We start from the raw sequence: 19519 nt of genomic DNA, 5'->3' as shown, positions 1-19519 counted from the left end.
TCAGCGTCTCTTCAGGTAGCCGCTGGTGGAGCTGCGGCGATGTGGGGGTGCAGCGGGTCGCGGTTGGGCAGCCGGGACAGCAACTGGCGGCGCCGGTTGCGACTGGCGCGCCGCGACGGGTGCGGGCGTTTCGTTGTCGGCGAGGCGCTCGCCCTGGATGGATTTGATATCCTGCGGCTCATCGAACAAGCCAGACTGCGCCAATGCCTGGCGAACCCGCGCCCAGTCATGTTCCAGATACCGATTGATGCCCAGGTAATGCGCCATCGCCAGGCAATACACCATCAGATCGAGCGCCTCGTTGCGGTCAGCTTTGCCCTTGACCCATTCAATGCGTTTGCGACCACGGATGTAGCGGGCGACCTTGCGTTCAACCACACACTGATCGAAGAACTCGTCCGGTAAGTCGTTGGCAAAGTGCAGCGCACCAGGGCCATCCGCGAACGAATAGCGGTTATAGATCCAGTCTTTGGCGGTGTCTGTGCCAACAAACCACAGCTCGACGCCGTTGCGTTCGGTCTGGCCTTTCCAGGTCACGTCCTGCATCGAAGGCCGTTGAGCGATTACTGGCTTGCCGGGTTTACTCGCGCCCTTGATGGCGAAAATGTTGCGCCAGCGCCGCGCACGACAGAACTGATAAACCTCATCCGTGTGGTGACCGCCGGAGTCGACAGCCGTCGCCAGGATTGCCAACCCGACACCACAAGGATGGCGGTAACGCGCCTTGAGCTTTTCATCCAACACCGCCCATGTACGTTCATCGGCCGGGTCACCCCAGATGATCTGGTGATCGACCACCCAACGCTCCATGCCGACGCCGAAGCCCATCACCATCAGTTCCAAGCGGTTGGCCTGGACGTCGACGGCGCCGGTCAACATCAGCACGCCCACCGGCATACTGCCGAGGGTGTAGGTCTCCAGCCGTGCCCGAGCAATCAGCACCTCGGCCTTGGCTTGCTCTTGCGCGCTATCCCAGACCTTGGCGAGACGGGTGTTGTAGAACACCTGCATAGGCTCAAGATCACCTTTAGCCTTGGCTTTTTTTGCCTTCTCAAATTGCTTAGCGAGAGACCTCCAATCCATCCAACCCAGAGGCGAATACAAGGCGTTGAGATGGAAACCCACCGTCTCGCCGTCGCCCTCAGCGTGGGCTCGCCATTCGCCTTTGGCGAGCATCTCGCCTTTGTGGTACTCCTCAATTAGCACATCACAGTCTGGCCCGGCGCACTCGTAATGCACGACGCTGTAATCTTTCGAGTAGTGCAACCGCTCCCATTCCAAGGTTTGCATGTGCCCGCAACTCGGGCACGGTACGTAGAAATAGCGCTGGTCACTACCCTCGAACAGATCGTCGATGCGCGAGGCTCCCTTGATCGTCGGCGAACTGGAGAAGTAGAACTTGGCATTGCGGCCGAAGGTGCTGCCCCGTGTTTCCGCCAGCTCAATAGGGTCGCCTTCCTCACCGATATCCACTTCCCAGCGGTCAATCTCATCGCCATACACATAACGCGCCGACAGTTCTGAAAGGTTGGCTGCAGAGCCCGCTGTGGTGACGTACAGCGACCCGCCCTCAAACTCCTTAGTGTCCATGGTGTTGCGTGAATCTCGCGACCGGCTGGAGGCCACACGCTCACGTAGCACGGGCGTAGCCTTGATGGTCTTACTGATCCGAGACGACACACGTTTAGCCAGGCCAAGGCTAGGCAGCAGCGCAAGGATGTTGGACGGCGCCATATGTATCAGGCCGCCGATCCAATTCAATCCGATCTGCGTTTTCATTAACTGCGAGGCGACCATCGTGATCACGCGCTTGCAGGGGTGAGCCGGCGAAAGGCAACGCATAGGCTCGCGGGCATACGGTGTACGTGAGGTGCGGTACTGGCCTGGTTCAGCGGCACCTGTATCACGCGGGATCCGCATGTACTCGTCTGCCCACTGGTCAATCCAAACATCCGGGTCGGGCTGAAGCCCACGGAAATACGCCTCACGGTACACCTCTGCACCGTCAGGAATCTCCGTGTGCATGGGCTTAACTCGTGGTCAATGCATGTTCAAGGTCAGAGGAAGACATACGTTCGGCGTCCTCCAGCGAACGCCGGATGGCGGCGGTCAAATGCCTTTCGATTTGCCAAGGGTCGGACATTGCAGCCAGCTCCGGGGCAAGTTGTGGGGACATACCCAGCAGTTGGTCACGCAACAGACGGCCCGCGTTGTAGGCACCGGTTTCCACTGCTTCCCGCTCCACCAGGGTGCCTTGTTGTTTGCGATAGTTGTCTCGCTCCTGAAGGGCAAGATAGTGCTCTCGCAGAGCACGAGACTTCTGAAAGTCTGCCGCCGTCCCAACTTGCGGCACCGCAGGTTCTTCGGCGGCTGTTTGCGCCTCGCGCTGAAGGCGAAGCCGGTTGTGGCGGTCAGCGACAGCAGCTTTACTGGGATCCGCCGACTCAGCCAGCAGCGCTTCGGTGGCTTCCAGCTCGATCTTGCCGTCATCGGTCAGCACCAGGCGGTCCTGATTAGCCAACTTGGAAACATAAGATTTGGCCCACCCACGTCGTGCCGCAAACTCCGTTTTGCTGATTACGGTCATGATGGAATCTCCTGTTCACCCAATGAATCCAAGCAGTTCACCTGTTCACCTCAGTTCACTAAGCTGGTGAACTGTCCGCTAACACTTTCCCGCGGGTTTCATGCCCCGTGTCCCTCGGATGCCGCCAGGGTCCCCAGCGATTTTTCGGCGCTTTATTTTAGTGCAACTCGCTACAGACCACGTATTCCGTGACCTCCAGCGCATCACACCTGACCACCGCCGGAGGGTGGCACATCACACACGCCCAACCGCTTGGCGGCCCAGCGTTCGTACAGGCCAATCGCGACGTCGGCGCCGGCCATCGCGGTGAGGCACCCGATGCTACCCGCTGCCAGGACCGACATGCCCGATGCATGCAGCAACATCATTGTGGAAAGCCCGCAGACTACGCAGGCTCCGGATCGAAGCAGCAAGCGGCGAACCAATGACCAGCCGCTCACCCCTGCCTTGTCGGCCCGCCATGCTTCGCCCGAGATGCCGCCGACCAGGGACAGTACGATCACCATCCAGATCGGCATATCAATAAGCGCTTGCTGCTCGTTCGTCATCGCCCTACCCCATAAACGCAAAAACCCGGCGCAATGGCCGGGTTTAGTGTGGTGGTGAGTGCCGCTCTCTGCGGCCGCACCTATCGAAGATGACTACTTTTTACAGGTGGATTCCGGTGGCAGCAAGACCGTTTTAATGCCACTCGGCCAATGTCTGGGCTACGCCCTGGCAATGTCGGTGAATATCTTTATTCCGGCTTCCAGCGCCTGCGGCGCTGTCTTACCTGCCCTACAATCCTGAATAAAGGTAGGACAGCTACAGGCCCCTGAATTCGGGGCTTTGCCCTACTGCCCTACCTTTTTTAACTTTTCCTCGTGTAAAGAGAGAAAAACTAAAAGCACGCATGCGCGCCCATGGCGCGTGATGCATCGCGCTACGCTCACATGCGCGGAGTGCGATAACAGGTAGGGTAGTAGGACAGGCCACGAACTGCGCGGCCTGTGGCTGTCCTACCTTGAAAAATGGAGGTAGGGCAAGGCCGGACAGTAGGTCTGGTGCAGGCTTTGATATACGAGTGATCACGCAACTTTTCCCATCAGCATGCCGGCAATGTGAAGGTGAGCTTCATGCAGACGTTGATAGTAGGTATCCCGGCTGCACCCACAGTGCGTGTATTTCTGAGACAGGAAACTTTCGTGGTTGCAGTAATGCTCCCAAACGACCACCGATAGCTGCGCAGGCAAGTGTTTGTTGACGATCAACTCGATATCGGCCGACTCGTCCAACAAGATCCGACTACCGCGAGTACCGCGTATCAGCTCGCCCTTACACTCCATCAGCATGGCGATCATGTTGCCGCCACTTGGCCCACCAGAGTCTTCCGGCACTGGCGAATGCAGATCCTGCGCCCAGAGCTTGAGCATTTCATCGATTCGCTTAATCAAAGCAAGGCTCCTCGTCCCGTGCGCTATCAACCTGCAGAGCTGATGCATTGCCCCAATCATCTGGCTTCTTGTAGGCATATGGCCGAATACCACTTTTAGGCAACGGCGGCAGTCGCACCTTTCGCCATCCGAGGCGATGCATGATTGCCCCCACACGCATTTGCTCGGGCTTACCCCAATGGCCGTAATCGAGTTTCAGCGCGCCAGCTAAAATATCCTCTCCGCTTGCTGTCGCGCCGATCTGAGATTCTTCCAGCCACTTGACGACCGGCCCCTCCCACTCATCCACGACAAAGCGCGATTCCTGCGCCTCGGCGAATAGTGGCGCCTCATCCCGATTGACCCACCAAATGTCACCGGACTGATAACTGAACATCGCTTCGGCCCAGAGCTGGTCGCGGACTTCGCGTAACTGTTCCAAATCGACCTTGGTACACGCGACAGGCCAATAACGCCGGTTACCCGTGGCGTCTTTGAGATATTCGTCTTGGTTCGTCGTACCCACAAAAACACACTGGCGTGGCACGTCCATCGTTCTTCGGCCATAGCTCTCGCGATAGGTGTCAGTCGAAGCAGAGAAGAACTGCTTCGCCTTTGTCGACTCAGCTTTGTTGAAACTGTCCAGCTCCCCCAGCTCAATGATCCACTTACCACGGATCGCCTGGAAGCCATCTTTATCGCCCAGGGCGAAAGGTGTATCCATAAACCAGGCACCGCCTAGCACAGACATTGCTGTTGATTTACCAGCGCCCTGCGCCCCTTCGAGGATCATCACCGAGTCAGCCTTACAACCTGGCTGCATCACGCGCCCGACCGCTGACACCATCCAGCGCTTACCAACTTTTGAACTGTAGTCAGTTGCTTCAACGCCCATGATGTCAGTCAACCAGGTAGCCAACCGTGGAACACGGTCCCATTCCAGACCATGGAGGTAATTGCGTACAGGATGGAAGGCATGATCATGGGCAACCACACTAACTGCTTCGATCACGCTGCTGGACTTGACCCGAAGGTTGTACTGTTGCGCGAGCCACTTCATTACAAGCATGTCGTCGATATCTGCCCAGTCGCCGACACCGCCTCCGTATGGTGCCGCCCGTAACTTGACGATTTTGGAGCTGAAAGCACTAAAGCCAATCACGCCGGCCCAGCGCTCATCGTTGCCGAGAATTAATTCGACGTTCTGCATGTGCGATATCAGGGAGCCGTTTTCAGTTCGGGCCAATTGGTCTTTCCAACCACCGGCTGCAGGAGGCTTGACCACCGCCAATACCTGGCGGCGGACAGCCTCCAATCCCTCAGCAACATGCAGGTCGTTGAAGTCCGTCCACTTGACCTCGCGCTCGACAGAGAACACAGGGGCGACTACCTGACCACCGACAATCAGCGCGGCGTTGGTGGCTTTCTCCTCACCTGGGTTCCACGGATCACCGTTTGGGCGCTTGGTTTTCCAGTCATCGTCGCGGCAGATGATCAGCGGACAACCGGGGAAACGCTCGCGCATGGCCTTGGAGACCGGCAGAAGGTTACCCGCGTCAAAGGCGATGGCGACAGTGAGCGAAGTCGCCATGTGCAGGCTTGCGCCCGTGGCGTAGCCCTCACATACCAGTACCGGCTCGCCTGGTTCAGGGTGAGGGCCGATGAGGTGGAAGGCGCCTTCCTTCGACATGCCGTACGGCCAGTACGCCTTGTCGCGCCCGGTGTCCTCTTGCTTAACGGGGAAAATCACCTGCAGGCCGACGATCTGGTCGCGCACGTTGCACATAGGCACTAAAAATGCGCCGGTACGGGGCGCATAGCGAACCTTGAACCCTACTATCTGCTTTCGATCCAGATAGGCGCTCTTGCCCTTTTCAGGCATGCCTTTGAACAGACTGGCCGCACGGTTGGCAGCTCGGCGTGACGCGTTGGCCGCAACCTCGGCAGCTTTCCGCTTGGCATCTTCCTGTCGAGCACGCATGACTTCGCGCTCTTCGGGGCTCATACGCCCGGCCTTGACCCTGATCTTTTGGGTGTCGCCAGAGCGCCAGTCACCGAAGCTGCCGAAGATCAGCGTCTCGTTTTTTTGGGTCCGGTGTTCATGGACCACGTACCAGCCGTTTTTTTCCTTGCCTTTGTCCTGAGTGGTTTTACAGCGGGTCAGCTTACCGAACACTAAAGGCTGTTCGGGCTCCAAGCCGTAATCCGCGAATTGATTGAGGACTTCATCGAGCATAACGTGCAGCCCTCAGATCTTCCACAGACTGGCATTCGACGCAGAAGGTGCATCCGGGCTGAGCTAAACGCCGGCCTTCCGGGATCGGCTCTAGACACTCAGCACAGATTTCAAGCGAAGGCGCCGCATTAGCGGCCTTGAGTGCAGCACGTTTGGCCAGGATATGATCCAGACCGTCCTGCACCAGCTCATTGGCAAAGTCAGCTATATCAGCCACGGCCCGCCCCCCGGGTTGTCTGGTTGACGTACTGAGCACGGTTGAGCATGCCCAACAGCCCCTGGATTCCGCGAAACACTTGCAGGCGAATCTCGGCCAACTCCTGATCATTCACGACACCGTCGCCAATGCTTTTGGCCCAGGTGTCAGCCAGATCAGCCACCTGGCGGAAGTAGACCGCAATGCCGGTGGTCAATGTCTCCGGCATGTCGTTGGTGTACGCCTCGGCAAGCTCCTGCCAGGTCGTGTCGCCGACCAGCGCGTGCACCGCATCGAGAATGCGACGGTCCTTGGTCAACTCCAGGATCTCGCCGAACTCTCGGACGTTGATGACATGGTTAGGATTGGTATTGGTCGGGGATAGTTTGTGCTGCAAGGTGGTTCGATTTCGGCCGGTGGTGGCGGCGATTGCAGCAGCGCCGCCTGGGTAGTCCCGTGCGGCGTGGTACAGCGCTAATTCGAGCGTCAGGACTTCCCGTTGTGCTCGATCAACGCAACTCAGAGCAATTCGGCTCATGGCATTAATCCTTATAAGTTGCCAGTGCCGCGCGACGTGCAGTGGTGTTACATTTGCCGCGTGGCTTGAAAGGGCCCAAACGCCGGCTAGATCTTAGGGATCGAAACCGGCACCGTGCCGAGGCGAGCAATCCGTTGCTCACCTCTGGCGCAACAGCTGCCTAATCTGTGGTGGAGAAGGCAGCAACCCAAGGCATCCGTGCCTTGAAAGCGCGGCAAAGGTAGGTGGTTTAGCATGTGGTGTGCCCGCCTACCTTTATCGCGACCCGACAGCACTGTGGTGGTGTGTGCCGGGAGGAACTGGGCGGCCCTTGGGTCGCCTTTTTTCTATCTACGCTGCAGCTTTCTGCGGGGCCGATGCGTTGAGCAGCCAGGCAGCGTCAAACGCGTTGCCCTTTTGCTCAGCGGCGGTCGCTAAGAGTTTTGCGTAGTGGGTTTCACCTGTGTAATCGGTGCGTGGAAGGCTGGCAGCCAAGCGCCATTTATTGAGTGCTTGGTAACTCCTGTCACATACCTTGGCGGCGGCGCCGATGCCGCCTACTGCTTCAAATGCGAACGCGATGGCGTTCTGAAAATCTGCGGGGTCCAACATGGAAACCTCCATTTATCAACTCACGGTTGATATTAACATCAACTGACTATTGCGCAACCCCTGTGAGAGTATCAACTCATGGTTGATAAGAATGAGCTACGGGCAGCTTTCACGGCGCGCCTTCACGAAGCACTCGACGATGCCGGTGTACGCACCCGGGGACGTGGGGTGGATATTCATAAGCATTTGGTGAAGGTTGGAGTTGAGAAAAGCACTCAGGCAATCAGTAAGTGGCTGAATGGGGAATCAATACCTGAAGCTGACAGCATGGTTGTGCTGTGTTCATGGCTGAAGGTGCGGAGGGAGTGGCTGGAGTATGGCGTGCTGCCGAAAAAGCAGACCGGGGACAGTAACGTCCACCTGCTCAGCCTAGCGGGCCAGAGCAACGTTGGTGAGGTTACTCGGCGTTTTGGAAAAGTCCCTTTAATTTCTTGGGTCCAGGCCGGTGCATGGTGCGAATCAAACTTTGAGCAACATGACGGAGAGTCATGGCTATCATGTCCAGTACCTATCAGCGAGAGCGGTTATGCGTTAAAGGTGCTTGGTGACTCTATGACGAATCCAGGACCTGGCCGCAGCTACCCAACAGGATGTATTATATTTGTGGATCCGGAAGCAGAAACCAGAACCGGTGATCGAGTGATCGCAAGGGTTCCTCGAACAAACGAAGCCACATTTAAAATCTTGGTGGAGGATGCGGGCAGGCAATTTTTGAGACCTATCAATCCGCAGTATCCAATCATTGATATTACGGAGGAGACTCATATATGCGGAAAAGTGGTGGGTTCATTCATCCCCGAATAACAAGCTAAATTGCTACCTCCGCCCCCCACCTTAGAAGATGCGGTTCCGTTGGTAATGAGTCTGCAAGAGCAACTCTACATCCCTGAGAAGCAAAATACACACCTAATTTTTTAAGGTATTCATCATCAGCCTTAAAGTCACCTAGACCGAGAATCTGCATACCTAGTTTTGAAACATAAACTGTATTTATCTGAATAGGATAATCAGTCCTATCGTTGTCCCCCCTTACAACAACACAACGATCATTACTAGTTAATACACATATCCATGAATTAGGGCCATCGGGATTTTTTGCTAGCGTGAAATTAAGGCCAACGGATTCGACGCCTAACAAAATCCCCATTTCATGCAACTGCATTGCCTCGCCAAACGACAATGGCAAATTATTATTAGGTTCCCGCCAAATAAACCCATTCACGACATAACTAGCCATTTTGGCGATTAGGTCAGCTTCCGAGCGTGAAAGATTTCGCAGGAAATCTAAGCACCTGAGCGAATAGGTACCTGGAGCTTTAAATTCACCCGCAAGTAGCCGCCCCCATAATTTTTGCAGGTCGTCTTCGGAGACCTCACCAGAGTAATCATTCCAGCGGTATAGCCAATCATCATTCATATCTGCAACTGGAGCGGACGAGTCGTCAACACATAAAGCCTCCTCAGCATATACTATCGAACTAGCCGTATTAATTTCACGCCGTACAGCGTCATTAACTAGGTTAGTCCTTCCAACTTCTAAAGCCTCCAAAACATTAACGACAGGCTCACGTCTTATAGAATTCGCCTGTGCCACCTTCGGACGTTTCGAAAACTCCAACTCAATTGAAAAGTCCGAAATATCTTTCCGACCATGCTTTATATCCTCTACATCCCTTTCAGTTTGAGCCAAGGTCAGTAGTTTCGCCCGTTCTAGCTCAAGATTGACTAGCCCCTCCCGTCGCATTTGCCCAGGCTTGAGAAGCGATCCGATTCCCTTCTCTGAGATGGTTACCCAAAATTTTTCTAACAATTGCTCGCCCGGCAACCCCATTTTTAAGCTCTCTTCAAAGATCGATGACTCCAGCCGTAGCTCGCCTGGTCTGGAAGCAGTAGCAAAATGCCGCCAACAATTTATACCGCCTAAGAAAAACAAACAAATATCAACCAGTGGTTGTTGACATATCACAACCCTCGGTTGATATTAACCTCACTCTTCCACCACAGAGCGAGGCAACACCATGCACACCACAGCTACCCTGCACGTCCACCCAGCCGTTGCTAACCCCTGCCGCATCTTTGAAATCCGCCGCCTAGCGCAATACTGCGGCTGCACCTTCATTGCATCCAAACCCAAGCTCAAGCAACGCACTGCACCTGCTCCATTCGATCCGAATGGCGGAGGGCATGCAGCATGAGCAAGTTCAAAATCGACAATCGCACCCTTGCCCTACTGCACGCCCAGGTCAACCTGAGCGAAACCTTTAACCACACCTTGCGTTCCGCTCCACGTCGCGAGTCACTCGCCTTTCGCCTGAAAGTCGAGCGCAACAAAGCCGACACGCACTTCACCGTTGAGCTGGGAAGCGAACGCCACACGCTGACCCTTACCAACAGCAAAAAAATGCATCTCAAATTGGCCGACTTCATTGAAGAAATTGCCAATGGCCCCGTCGATTCCAGCAATCCACCTGAGTCTCCGACCGTACCTCACGCAAGCCGCCGCTATGGCACCTTTGAGGTGGAACACAAACAGCAGGTGTTCGAGTTGGTGCGCACCGGAGGCGCGATCAGACTCGACCTGGGCTTTGAGCAGCCCATCAATCTGGCGATTCACCGCAACAAAACGCGGACCGGTATCACCACCATCATGAGCATCGGCGTGAAGTCGCCGCGCACCAAGTGCTTCACCGTCTATGGGACTGATATCGAGCTGTACGGCATGGTCGCCGAATCCATCAACCACCTGGCCGCAGCAGCGACACCAGCCGCGCATGCAGCCTAGGAGGCCGAGATGGAACGTAGTCTGGAAAAAACCGCCAAGTACTTCGACCTAACCCGTCCCAAGCTGATCGCCCTAATGCGCGAAAAGGGCTTGCTCAACGACCGTAACCTACCGGCCTCCCCCGTCCGTGATCGCGAGTACCTACGGGTTAAGGACAGCAACTGGTACCACGAGACCGCAGGCATGCAGTACAGCCAGTCGACCAAGGTCCGGCAGGCTGGCATGCGCTGGTTGGCCGAGCAACTAGGACTCGAATTACCAGCCATCCCGGCAGACAACCGTGACGTGGCCTAGGGAGTACGCCCGCCAGATCGTCGCCATGCGCACACGCGAGGAGCGCAACGCTGCGCTTCTCGAAGTGCCGGAGCATTTGCGGGAGCTGACCAAACGCCACTGTTTGAATGCCTGGAACCACCCCTCACGACTCAAACGCAAGGAGGCCGATGCCCATGAGTAACTCCAGCCAAACACCGCTACGACTGCTACCCGCACCAGAGAGCGCCACCGTCGAGCTGGTGTACCGAACCTTCGGTGACGTACTGATCCCTTTGGAGGCAGTGCGCGTGAAGTACTTTCGAAATCTCAATGAGCAAACCTTTGCTTCCGATCTAGATAGCGGACGCCTACCACTTCCCGTGACCACGCTGAAGGATAGTCGTAAGTCTCCTAAGTACATCCATGTCCGCCACCTAGCGGCGTGGATCGATATCCGCGCCTATCTAGCTGATGAAGAGCAAGCGAAAAAGCAAACCTGTTCAGTTGAGCAGAACAACTAATCCAGAAATAGCTGTCACCACCAGCAAAAAACCACCAGGAGCACACCACATGACTGCAATTGAAATCTGCGCGCTTATTACCATCGTTATCGCACTCGCGATCCTCTATTGGGTCGGCTATCGGGGAGGCCTGATTGATGGCCGCATCGAAGGTATCGACGAAGGTAAAGCCATTCAGCAATCGGATAATTCAGGGGAGATTCAGGACCTGAAGCTTTTGCTTGATCAGGCCCAGGACCATCATAAGCAACTGTATTCCCACTACAAGCAGGCACTGGCGGCGTCGAAACTGGGGGAACCAGCGCGTCAAACCCTCTTGAAGATCGCCGAAAAGCTGCGAATTGCTGCAGAAACATTCAGCGCATTCCGTACCGGTAAAAAGCTTGAGCGCGACTCACTTTCCCTCCGCGACCAAGCTCTTGCCATGGCAGCTTTACTAGATCCAGCGGCACCAAAATTGGACCCGGCCCCAGCGAGCAGCTCAATCACTGAGCCCCAAGGTCAGTGGGTGATAGAGCGCGGGCCAATAGAAGGAATGTGCCCTGCAGAAGCCCGCAAAGCAGCGGAGTTCTTTCGAACCGAAGCGGAAACTAACGTCCGAAACCAAAAAACAGTCGGCGGTGACGCATGAGCCGCGCCATCCCCATGCTGCGCTTGTCACCACAAGCCGCCGGCACACTGCAACAGCAGCACGCCAAGGTCACCAAGGAGCTCCGCGCCCTGACCCGCTACAGCAAGGAACTCGACCGGCAGTTGAAATCGCTGATCGGTTATGACGGTTTGCGCCAATTGCACAAAGCAACCGAAAACGCCCTGCTGTTGGCCGATCTCGTGAAGGAGGCCGCATGAACTGGATCCTGACCTCCACCGGCAAGCGCTTTGATCTGTTCGAGCCCGACGCCGACATGATCGACCCGCGGGACATCTCGCACGCGCTGGCCCACCTGTGCCGCTTCAACGGCCACACCCGCGAGTTCTACAGCGTGGCTCAACACAGCTGCATCGTCGCCGAGCTGGTGCCGGAAGAGTACAAGCTCGCCGCCTTGCTCCACGATGCCGCCGAGGCGTACGTGGGCGACATGACTCGGCCCCTCAAGCAGTGGATTAGCGCCTACCAACACTTCGAGGACTGCATCTGGTGGCGCATTTGTGAGCGATTCGACATCGCTCCAGAACTTCCCGCCTGCATCTACAAGGCCGACCTGATTGCACTGGCGACAGAGCGCCGCGACCTCATGCCAACCGATCCGGCTATCTGGGATTGCTTGGTCGGCATCGAACCCATGACCGAAACCATCCGCCCATGGCCTGCCGCAGAAGCGCGCATCACCTACCACCAGCGCCTGATGGACCAACTCGCTATCGAACATCGGAGGAAAGCGGCATGAAGAACCACCAGGACAACGCCAACGCCCTGCCTGCTTTGCTCCGCGCTGCAGGTGGCGTCGACACGCCAGAAACAAACAGTCTCTGCTGCGTAGCAGCAGGCATTATTGCCCCTTCCAGCGCCACTGCCGAGGCACTTATACCCCACGAAAAGCTGCGCGGGGCAGCGTTCGCTGATGCAACGCTAAACGCTCAGGAACGCCCGCTCGCGCAGCCTGTCGTGGGGTATACGCAAGCTTCGGGCAATCTGGATGCCGTTGCGAAGGGCGAGCAGTTGCTAGCCCCAACCATAGTGGCCGGAACCCAGGATCAGAACGACTTTACGACCATACACAACGCCGAGGAGACGCTGAGAAGTGCGCAATTGGGGCTTTCCAAAGCAATTCAAAGTGCGTTCCCAGTCGGCAGTAAGCTACGAGTCAGCATAGGTCACATGGAACTCACCGTAGCAGTTACCAGCCACAGCCAAATATGGTGGCGACGCCCCGATGAGTTCTACGCCAAGAACGTAGAAACTGGGAAGCGGCAAATCTTTAGCCACCACCAAGTTCTAGAGGTTCTGTCATGACCACCCTCAGAACGCAACCGCTCGACTTCAAGACGCAGTACCGCCTGGGCTTCTCCCCTCTGGACGAAGAAATCGTTGTAGACTTCTTCTGTGGTGGCGGCGGGGCTGGTACCGGCCTGGAGATTGGTCTGGGCCGCGCAGTGAACGTGGCGAAGAACCACAGTCCGCAGGCGATCAGCATGCACACCGTCAACCACCCTGGCGCCAAGCACTTCACCACCGATGTGTTCGAGGGTGACCCGGACACCGAGTGCGGCGGCAAGGCCGTGGGCTGGTTCCACATGTCGCCGGACTGCACGCACCACAGCCAAGCCGCCGGCGGCCAGCCACGCAAACGGGAGATCCGCAATCTGTCGTGGATCGGTTTGAAGTGGGGAGGCAAGAAGCGCCCCAGGGTGATCAGCCTGGAGAACGTGAAGCAGATCCTGCAATGGGGCCGGTTGATCGCCAAGCGCGACAAGGCCACAGGTCGCGTGGTGACGCTGGACCAGGTGCCGCATCCAACCAAGAGGGGAAAGACCTCCAACCGCGTGGCAGCGCCTGGCGAACAAGTACCGGTATCGAATCAGTTCCTTGTGCCTGACCCAAAGCAACGCGGCCGCACCTGGCGCCGCTTTGTGGCCCTGCTGGAAGGCATGGGGTACGTCGTAGAGTGGAAGGTGATCAGAGCATGCGACTTCGGCGCGCCGACCAGCCGAGAGCGCCTGTTCATGATCGCTCGGTGCGACGGCCAGCCGATTGTGTGGCCCGAGCCAACTCACGCAAAGATCCCGGCCAAAGGCCAGCAGAAGTGGAAAACCGCCGCTGACTGTATCGACTTCAGTGACCTGGGCAAGAGCATCTTCGGGCGGAAGAAAGACTTGGCCGAGGCCACGCTTCGCCGCGTCGCAAAGGGCATGAAGAAGTTTGTCATCGACAGCCCCGCGCCGTTCATTGTGCCAATTGCGAACTGGTCGGGTGAGTCGGTGCAGTCCGCTGGCGAGCCGCTGCGCACTATCACCTCCTATCCCAAGGGCGGTGCCTTCTCGGTTGTCAGTCCGGTGATTGCACCCGTAACGCACCAGGGCAGCGACCGGATCAATGACCCGCGCGAGCCTTTGCCCACGGTGACGTGCGCGAATCGCGGCGAGCTGACACTGATCAGCCCCACGCTGATTCAATCAGGCTACGGCGAGCGCCCAGGACAAGAGCCACGGGTGCCGGGCGTTGATCAACCCTTGGGCACCGTGGTGGCCGGCGGCGTGAAGCACGCACTGGCATCCGCCTGCATCGTCCAGGCTGGTCACGGCGAAGGCACAGGCGCAAACAAACGCCGCTCCCACGGGGTGAACGATATCTGCGGCCCAGTGGGTACCGTCACTGCAAGCGGCGGCGGCCAGTCCGTCAGCGCGGCGGTGATGATCCAGGCCAATGGCGGATTCAACACCGTGCACGCCAAAGATATTCGCGACCCGATGACTACGGTGACCAACACCGGCAGCCAGCAGCAGTTGGCAACGGCGAACCTGGTGCACTTACGCGGCAACTGTGATTCAAGGGACGTGAGCGACCCGCTGCATACCATCAGCGCCGGCGGCCAACACCACGGACTGGTCAGCGCATTCATGGAGCGGGCATTCGGCGGGAGTATTGGTCAGGGCCTTGAAGATCCGGCACCGACCATTACAGCCGGCGGTGGCGGCAAGAGCTCCCTGGTATCGCTCACCCTGTCGCCTGAGCATGAAGCTGGTGCGTTGCGCGTAGCAGCCTTCCTGATCAGCTACTACGGCACCGAGAACGTCAGCGCTTGCGATGCACCGGCTCCCACGATCACCACAAAGGATCGTCTGGCACTCGTCACGGTGATGGTTCAGGGCACGCCCTACGTGATCGTCGATATCTACCTCCGGATGCTCAAGCCGCATGAGCTGTACAAGGCCCAAGGATTCCCGGCCGACTACATCATCACCCACGGCGCCGACGGAAAGCCATTCACCGTCACCCAGCAGGTGCACATGTGCGGCAACAGCGTCAGTCCGCCACCCATGGCAGCCCTCGCACGCGCGAACGATCCATGGCGCCAAGCGCACGCACTGAAGGAGGCCGCATGAAAGCCCTTCGCCGAACAGTTCGAATCCGCCAAGGGCAGATGGCCCCACTAGATCTGAGCACCATATGTGACAAGTGCAACAAATCACGAGCACACGGCAACCACCAAAATTGCAGCAAGCAGCGTCGGGCCGAAGGCATCGCCCGGCGCGCCGGGGAGATAGCACAATGAGCGCAGCAGAAAAAATCGACTTCCACATCACACCGGGCGCCTGGTTTCGGCAAGATCTGCTTTATCCAGTCTTCGGCCTAAGCACCGAAGCGGTTCGCAAATACCGCACGCGAGGTCTATGGCTAGAAGGCAAGCACTGGCGTTATGACCCGGCCAACGTAATCGTCTACAACCGCGCGGCCATTGAGCGCTGGATGGAAGGGAAGCCATGATGGACAAGATGCCCACAGGCGTTGAGATGAACGGCAAGCAGCTACGCATCTGGTTCATCTTCAACGGCCAGCGGTGCCGGGAACCCCTGGAAGGGATCTCGAAAGTAAACAAGGCAGCGATTGCCTATGCCGACAACAAGCGGCGAACCATACTCGCGGAAATCAAAGAGGGCCGCTTCGACTATGCAGCCCACTTTCCGAACTCGCCAAGGGCCGCCATGTTCACTGGAACCGGCGGCCCTTCGCTCAAGCGCACCGTAAAGGAAGGTATTGAGCGCTGGCTGGAGGTTCAGCGCGCACTAAAAGCCTCGAGCACGGTCATCAACTATGTGAGCAAGGCTGTGCACGTAGAAAAGAAGTTCGGCAAGCGCAGGATCGTCGACATCAGCAAGAGCGACATTGAGCTGTTTCAAGCACAACTGCTCAAGCAAGGCTTGGCCCCGAAGACAGTGAACGACATTTTCACCATCGTTCGCGGGGTGTGGGCGGATGCCTTCGGCGATGGCATCCTGAAGGCCAACCCGCTCGATAGGATCAGTAACGTCGGATCGGATGTGGACCTGGAGCATGCCGACCCCTTCAGTCGCACTGAGATCGAATTGATCGGCAAAACGGACCCCGACCGCCGGACAGACACCCGGATGATTGAGTTCAATTGCTGGGCCGGGATGTCCCTTTCCGAACTCATCGGGCTTGCCGTTGAAGATGTAGACCTTGATGCCGGCCTGGTGCACGTCCGCCGGGCATTGGTCGTCGGCGAGTTCAAAGTCCCCAAAGAACGCTCCAGGGTCCGAGTCATCGAGCTTATAGACCCAGCCCTCGCACTGATGCGAGAGATAGTTGCCGACGCCAAAGACGCGGTAGTCGAAGAAATCACCGTTATCCAGCGCGACAACATCACGTCCAAGAAGATGAAGGTCAGGTTCCTTTTCCGCAGTTCGACCAGCGGTCTACTTTGGAACGGCAAGACGTTGAGCAACTGGTTCACTGCCCATCTGAAAAAGGCAGAGGTTCGGCACCGAGGTGCTAACCAATGTCGCCACACGTTTGCCAGCCAGATGCTGTCGAGTTATGTCCCGGTCGAATGGGTAGCCCGTCAACTCGGGCACGCAGACACAACAATGGTAAGAAAGCACTATGGAAGATGGATACCGACGGACACCAAGAGCATGGCAGGCTTAGTTTCGAGTATGCTTGGGTTCAGAGAGATATAAATAAAACCAGATTCAAATAAGCCACCCTGAACATTGCAGCCAAAACAAAAAACTTGTACTTAAAAAAATGAAGTACAAGTTTTATAAAATAGAGATCCTTATGCTACTGGTTTCTTTCTTGGACGCTTAACTATTTTTTTATCTGAGGGAATACCTTGCTTTGCAAGGTGCTCCTGACGCCGCGCTTCATCTACGACAGCTTCTTCGCTCGCAGTCGAATTGAAGTCTGCAGAAGGCAATGACCACATTCCGTTTGGTCCCCGAGCAGTAAGATTAGAAACCATCTCTCTTATCGCTCCATACAGAATGGAATATCCGGTAGCCCTGATAGCACGGAACCGCTCCATGCCTGCGTGCTGATCTGACATGTACTTCATGTAAACCACTGCTTTAATGTCAACATTATACGGCAAAGGTTTACTATCGGGATCATCTTCATCTTCTTCGAGCATAATACTCAAGCCAAAGATAAAAGTTCTAGGGTCCTCAGATTTCGCCTTGTCGTATTGCAAACTCATTCGGCGCTTAAAAAGAACCCCATCAAAAGGAAAGTCCAACTGATGAAACTCTGAAGAATGCTCACCATCAAAATCACTATTAGATTCGACTCTAATATGTATGAATTCGACTTTAGAAATTGAAAGCGACGCAGCCTTCATTGGCCTCTACCTCTTCACATACAAAACTGAATATTTCATCGCTCATCGAAACAACCATTTCCCGATGAAATCCGTAGTCCTCATCATTACAACTAGCACTGATAACCACCACCGACTCAGGATCCGAAAATCTCATACCTGCCCAACTACTTCTAACAGCAGACTCACCAAAACAAATATTAAGTTTTTCTTCAACGGCATCAGCAAGCGAATGAACGGTGTCGAGTTTCAGATTTTGATCACCACGAAGCCATCTAGAGACATTGGCTTCCGAAACGCCAAGTCTTTCTGCAATATCGATATTCCTAAGCCCTTTGAGCTGCATCAAACGCCTAATTTCAAAGATCGGCGCAGCTCGTCGAGCGAATCCAAAAATCTCAGCGTCTTCGGCGATTTGTTGGGCGATATCAAAATTGTTCATAGGTAGACCCTAAAAGATAACTATAAATTTGCATCTATGATTTTCTTAATTAATTCTTCTGCACGATCCCTAACCGCCTTTTCTGTCTGCTGCTGGTTTTTATGGGCTGCTTCGAAAAAGAAAACGTAGCGCCCTACCTTTCCTGTATATGGATACAGGTAAATCCTGTCCTTGTTACCATGCTTCAGTTCCCGTAGGTTTTCCGACTTCCCTGAGTACTTGAAGCTGTGAGCCACCTTGTAATTGACAGCGCTATTCGCGAAATGTCCGGAAAAGTCATCCAGCATCATCCCGCTATAGATCGCATCGACCATAGCTAAAAAGTGAGCACGCTTAGAATTGTCATTGACGTCGCTTATCACAGATTTGGTGAAAAACGATTTGTCGGGGAGGCCCGAGGCAGGAAGGATCATCGCTGGTACCCACTTCAGAGTCCCGTTGATCGTTACTACTTTCGCGGTATCTATACCGGCCTTATCGAGTATGTACGTCCTTGACAACTTATGCAGCTTCATGCCGACTCCTTAACAAGCAGGTTAACTCAAACCTCACGACACGGCAAGCCGACCTGACGAGGTGGTGGCAATATGTCATAAACCCAGTTGAAAAGGCTACGCGTTGCCCGTAAAGCTCTCAGCAGCCCAAGCAAAAAGCCTAATGTTCCGCCCGATTTAATGTTGAAAAATGCCCTAAATATGCCCTAATAAAAGACATACGAAACGAAAAAGCCCCTGAAATGTTCAACCATTTCAGGGGCTTAGTCGTATTCAATAATGGCGGAGAGATAGGGATTCGAACCCTAGGTACCGGTGAAGGTACAACGGATTTCGAATCCGTCCCATTCGGCCACTCTGGCATCTCTCCAACGGCGCGCATCATAACAGTCTGTTTCGTGGAAGCAAAGCACCGAAGCAATTTTTTTCCGTGCTATCAGATGCTTGCGTCGATTACAGCGGTACGCCGAGACGGTTGGCGACTTCTTCGTAGGCTTCAATCACGTCACCGAGGCCCTGGCGGAAGCGGTCTTTGTCCATCTTCTTGCGGGTGTCTTTGTCCCACAGGCGGCAGCCGTCCGGGCTGAATTCGTCGCCCAGGACGATGGAGCCGTCGTGGAATACGCCGAATTCCAGTTTGAAGTCCACCAGCAGCAGGCCGGCGTCGTCGAACAGTTTGCTCAGGACGTCGTTGACCTTGAGGGACAACTCTTTCATGCGCGCCAGTTGCTCAGCGGTGCCCCAGCCGAATGCCACGACGTGGGATTCGTTGATGAACGGGTCGCCCTTGGCGTCGTCCTTGAGGAACAGTTCGAACGTGTAAGGGTTGAGCTTGAGGCCCTCTTCCACGCCCAGGCGCTTGACCAGGCTACCGGCAGCGTAGTTACGCACGACGCACTCGACCGGGATCATGTCGAGCTTTTTCACCAGGCATTCGTTGTCGCCCAGCAGTTTGTCGAATTGGGTCGGAATGCCGGCCGCTTCGAGCTTCTGCATGATGAAGGCGTTGAACTTGTTGTTCACCATGCCCTTGCGGTCGAGCTGTTCGATGCGCTTGCCGTCGAACGCCGAGGTGTCGTTGCGAAACAGCAGGATCAAGCGGTTGGCGTCGTCGGTCTTGTAAACCGACTTGGCTTTGCCGCGGTAGAGTTCTTCACGTTTTTCCATGATGGGCTCCGCTTGGTAAG

General features: G+C 55.8%; 25 protein-coding genes and 1 tRNA gene. 12 read left to right on the top strand and 14 right to left on the bottom strand.

The features are described 5' to 3' along the window. The 8 genes from K1X80_RS07875 to K1X80_RS07840 form a co-directional block, all read right to left on the bottom strand. Positions 1-2025 carry a phage terminase large subunit family protein gene (locus tag K1X80_RS07875; protein WP_220172787.1) on the bottom strand — a complete coding sequence of 675 codons (2025 nt, stop codon included), beginning with the start codon at positions 2023-2025 and terminating at the stop codon, positions 1-3. A gap of 4 nt (positions 2026-2029) precedes the next feature. Continuing rightward, a complete protein-coding gene (locus K1X80_RS07870; RefSeq protein ID WP_220172786.1) occupies positions 2030-2587 on the bottom strand; it encodes a terminase small subunit in 558 nt (185 codons plus the stop codon). Positions 2588-2790: 203 nt separating this feature from the next. Continuing rightward, positions 2791-3135, bottom strand: a complete 345-nt coding sequence (locus K1X80_RS07865) for a phage holin family protein (protein ID WP_215516575.1) — start codon at positions 3133-3135, stop codon at positions 2791-2793. Positions 3136-3654: 519 nt separating this feature from the next. Then, positions 3655-4020, bottom strand: a complete 366-nt coding sequence (locus K1X80_RS07860) for a hypothetical protein (protein WP_220172785.1) — start codon at positions 4018-4020, stop codon at positions 3655-3657. Then, a complete protein-coding gene (locus K1X80_RS07855; protein ID WP_220172784.1) occupies positions 4013-6235 on the bottom strand; it encodes a VapE domain-containing protein in 2223 nt (740 codons plus the stop codon). Before K1X80_RS07855 ends, K1X80_RS07860 begins: the two co-directional genes overlap by 8 nt. Then, entirely contained in the window at positions 6225-6563 is a 339-nt protein-coding gene (locus K1X80_RS07850; RefSeq protein ID WP_408980318.1) for a TraR/DksA C4-type zinc finger protein, read from the bottom strand. The genes K1X80_RS07855 and K1X80_RS07850 overlap by 11 nt, the downstream gene beginning before the upstream one ends. Then, complete coding sequence (locus K1X80_RS07845) at positions 6445-6969, bottom strand: phage regulatory CII family protein (protein ID WP_162947755.1); 525 nt, start codon at positions 6967-6969, stop codon at positions 6445-6447. Before K1X80_RS07845 ends, K1X80_RS07850 begins: the two co-directional genes overlap by 119 nt. Before the next feature lie 330 nt (positions 6970-7299). Further along, the gene (locus K1X80_RS07840; RefSeq protein WP_220172783.1) at positions 7300-7560 is read right to left on the bottom strand and encodes a hypothetical protein; all 261 of its coding nucleotides are present in this window, start codon (positions 7558-7560) and stop codon (positions 7300-7302) included. Positions 7561-7638: 78 nt separating this feature from the next. Here K1X80_RS07840 and K1X80_RS07835 point away from each other — a divergent pair, with 78 nt between their 5' ends. Then, positions 7639-8364: a LexA family transcriptional regulator gene (locus K1X80_RS07835; RefSeq protein ID WP_220172782.1), complete on the top strand. Its 726-nt coding sequence runs from the start codon at positions 7639-7641 to the stop codon at positions 8362-8364. A gap of 4 nt (positions 8365-8368) precedes the next feature. Here K1X80_RS07835 and K1X80_RS07830 read toward each other — a convergent pair whose 3' ends face one another. Then, the gene (locus tag K1X80_RS07830; protein WP_220172781.1) at positions 8369-9493 is read right to left on the bottom strand and encodes a DUF2806 domain-containing protein; all 1125 of its coding nucleotides are present in this window, start codon (positions 9491-9493) and stop codon (positions 8369-8371) included. Between the two features lie 258 nt (positions 9494-9751). Between K1X80_RS07830 and K1X80_RS07825 the strand changes: the two genes are divergently transcribed. The 11 genes from K1X80_RS07825 to K1X80_RS07775 all read left to right on the top strand — a co-directional run bounded on the left by K1X80_RS07825 (position 9752) and on the right by K1X80_RS07775 (position 16758). Beyond that, positions 9752-10342, top strand: coding sequence for a hypothetical protein (locus K1X80_RS07825; protein WP_220172780.1), 591 nt, complete (start codon positions 9752-9754; stop codon positions 10340-10342). 9 nt (positions 10343-10351) lie between these two features. Next, positions 10352-10636: a phage antirepressor KilAC domain-containing protein gene (locus K1X80_RS07820; RefSeq protein WP_220172779.1), complete on the top strand. Its 285-nt coding sequence runs from the start codon at positions 10352-10354 to the stop codon at positions 10634-10636. A 25-nt stretch (positions 10637-10661) separates the two neighbouring features. Continuing rightward, positions 10662-10799: a hypothetical protein gene (locus tag K1X80_RS07815; RefSeq protein WP_162947756.1), complete on the top strand. Its 138-nt coding sequence runs from the start codon at positions 10662-10664 to the stop codon at positions 10797-10799. Further along, on the top strand, positions 10792-11118 hold the full coding sequence (locus tag K1X80_RS07810) for a pyocin activator PrtN family protein (protein WP_220172778.1): 327 nt from the start codon (positions 10792-10794) through the stop codon (positions 11116-11118). The genes K1X80_RS07815 and K1X80_RS07810 overlap by 8 nt, the downstream gene beginning before the upstream one ends. A 49-nt stretch (positions 11119-11167) precedes the next feature. After that, positions 11168-11749 (top strand): hypothetical protein, encoded by a 582-nt coding sequence (locus tag K1X80_RS07805; RefSeq protein ID WP_258571547.1) that lies wholly within the window; start codon positions 11168-11170, stop codon positions 11747-11749. Then, on the top strand, positions 11746-11967 hold the full coding sequence (locus K1X80_RS07800; RefSeq protein ID WP_220172777.1) for a hypothetical protein: 222 nt from the start codon (positions 11746-11748) through the stop codon (positions 11965-11967). The genes K1X80_RS07805 and K1X80_RS07800 overlap by 4 nt, the downstream gene beginning before the upstream one ends. After that, on the top strand, positions 11964-12506 hold the full coding sequence (locus K1X80_RS07795) for a phosphohydrolase (RefSeq protein ID WP_220172776.1): 543 nt from the start codon (positions 11964-11966) through the stop codon (positions 12504-12506). Before K1X80_RS07800 ends, K1X80_RS07795 begins: the two co-directional genes overlap by 4 nt. After that, complete coding sequence (locus K1X80_RS28095; RefSeq protein ID WP_258571546.1) at positions 12503-13072, top strand: hypothetical protein; 570 nt, start codon at positions 12503-12505, stop codon at positions 13070-13072. Before K1X80_RS07795 ends, K1X80_RS28095 begins: the two co-directional genes overlap by 4 nt. Next, positions 13069-15162, top strand: a complete 2094-nt coding sequence (locus K1X80_RS07785; RefSeq protein ID WP_220172775.1) for a DNA cytosine methyltransferase — start codon at positions 13069-13071, stop codon at positions 15160-15162. Before K1X80_RS28095 ends, K1X80_RS07785 begins: the two co-directional genes overlap by 4 nt. Before the next feature lie 166 nt (positions 15163-15328). Then, a complete protein-coding gene (gene xisR / locus K1X80_RS07780) occupies positions 15329-15544 on the top strand; it encodes an excisionase family protein (RefSeq protein WP_073473060.1) in 216 nt (71 codons plus the stop codon). Beyond that, the gene (locus tag K1X80_RS07775; RefSeq protein ID WP_220172774.1) at positions 15541-16758 is read left to right on the top strand and encodes an Arm DNA-binding domain-containing protein; all 1218 of its coding nucleotides are present in this window, start codon (positions 15541-15543) and stop codon (positions 16756-16758) included. Before xisR ends, K1X80_RS07775 begins: the two co-directional genes overlap by 4 nt. 98 nt (positions 16759-16856) lie before the next feature. On the opposite strand, the gene K1X80_RS07770 is transcribed toward K1X80_RS07775, so the two are convergent. From K1X80_RS07770 to purC, 5 genes are all read right to left on the bottom strand, one after another. Then, positions 16857-17417, bottom strand: coding sequence for a hypothetical protein (locus tag K1X80_RS07770; protein ID WP_220172773.1), 561 nt, complete (start codon positions 17415-17417; stop codon positions 16857-16859). Then, the gene (locus tag K1X80_RS07765; RefSeq protein WP_220172772.1) at positions 17389-17838 is read right to left on the bottom strand and encodes a helix-turn-helix transcriptional regulator; all 450 of its coding nucleotides are present in this window, start codon (positions 17836-17838) and stop codon (positions 17389-17391) included. The genes K1X80_RS07770 and K1X80_RS07765 overlap by 29 nt, the downstream gene beginning before the upstream one ends. Positions 17839-17858: 20 nt before the next feature. Continuing rightward, a complete protein-coding gene (locus tag K1X80_RS07760; protein WP_220172771.1) occupies positions 17859-18353 on the bottom strand; it encodes a hypothetical protein in 495 nt (164 codons plus the stop codon). Positions 18354-18612: 259 nt separating this feature from the next. Then, positions 18613-18702, bottom strand: a tRNA-Ser gene (locus K1X80_RS07755). An 83-nt stretch (positions 18703-18785) separates the two neighbouring features. Then, entirely contained in the window at positions 18786-19499 is a 714-nt protein-coding gene (gene purC / locus K1X80_RS07750; RefSeq protein ID WP_003211975.1) for a phosphoribosylaminoimidazolesuccinocarboxamide synthase, read from the bottom strand. Positions 19500-19519 lie beyond the last annotated feature (20 nt).

This window comes from Pseudomonas sp. So3.2b (genome assembly GCF_019464415.1).
GTDB lineage: Bacteria > Pseudomonadota > Gammaproteobacteria > Pseudomonadales > Pseudomonadaceae > Aquipseudomonas > Aquipseudomonas shahriarae.
Note: the sequence above shows the minus strand (reverse complement) of the source record. Positions and strands in the feature narration are given on the sequence as shown.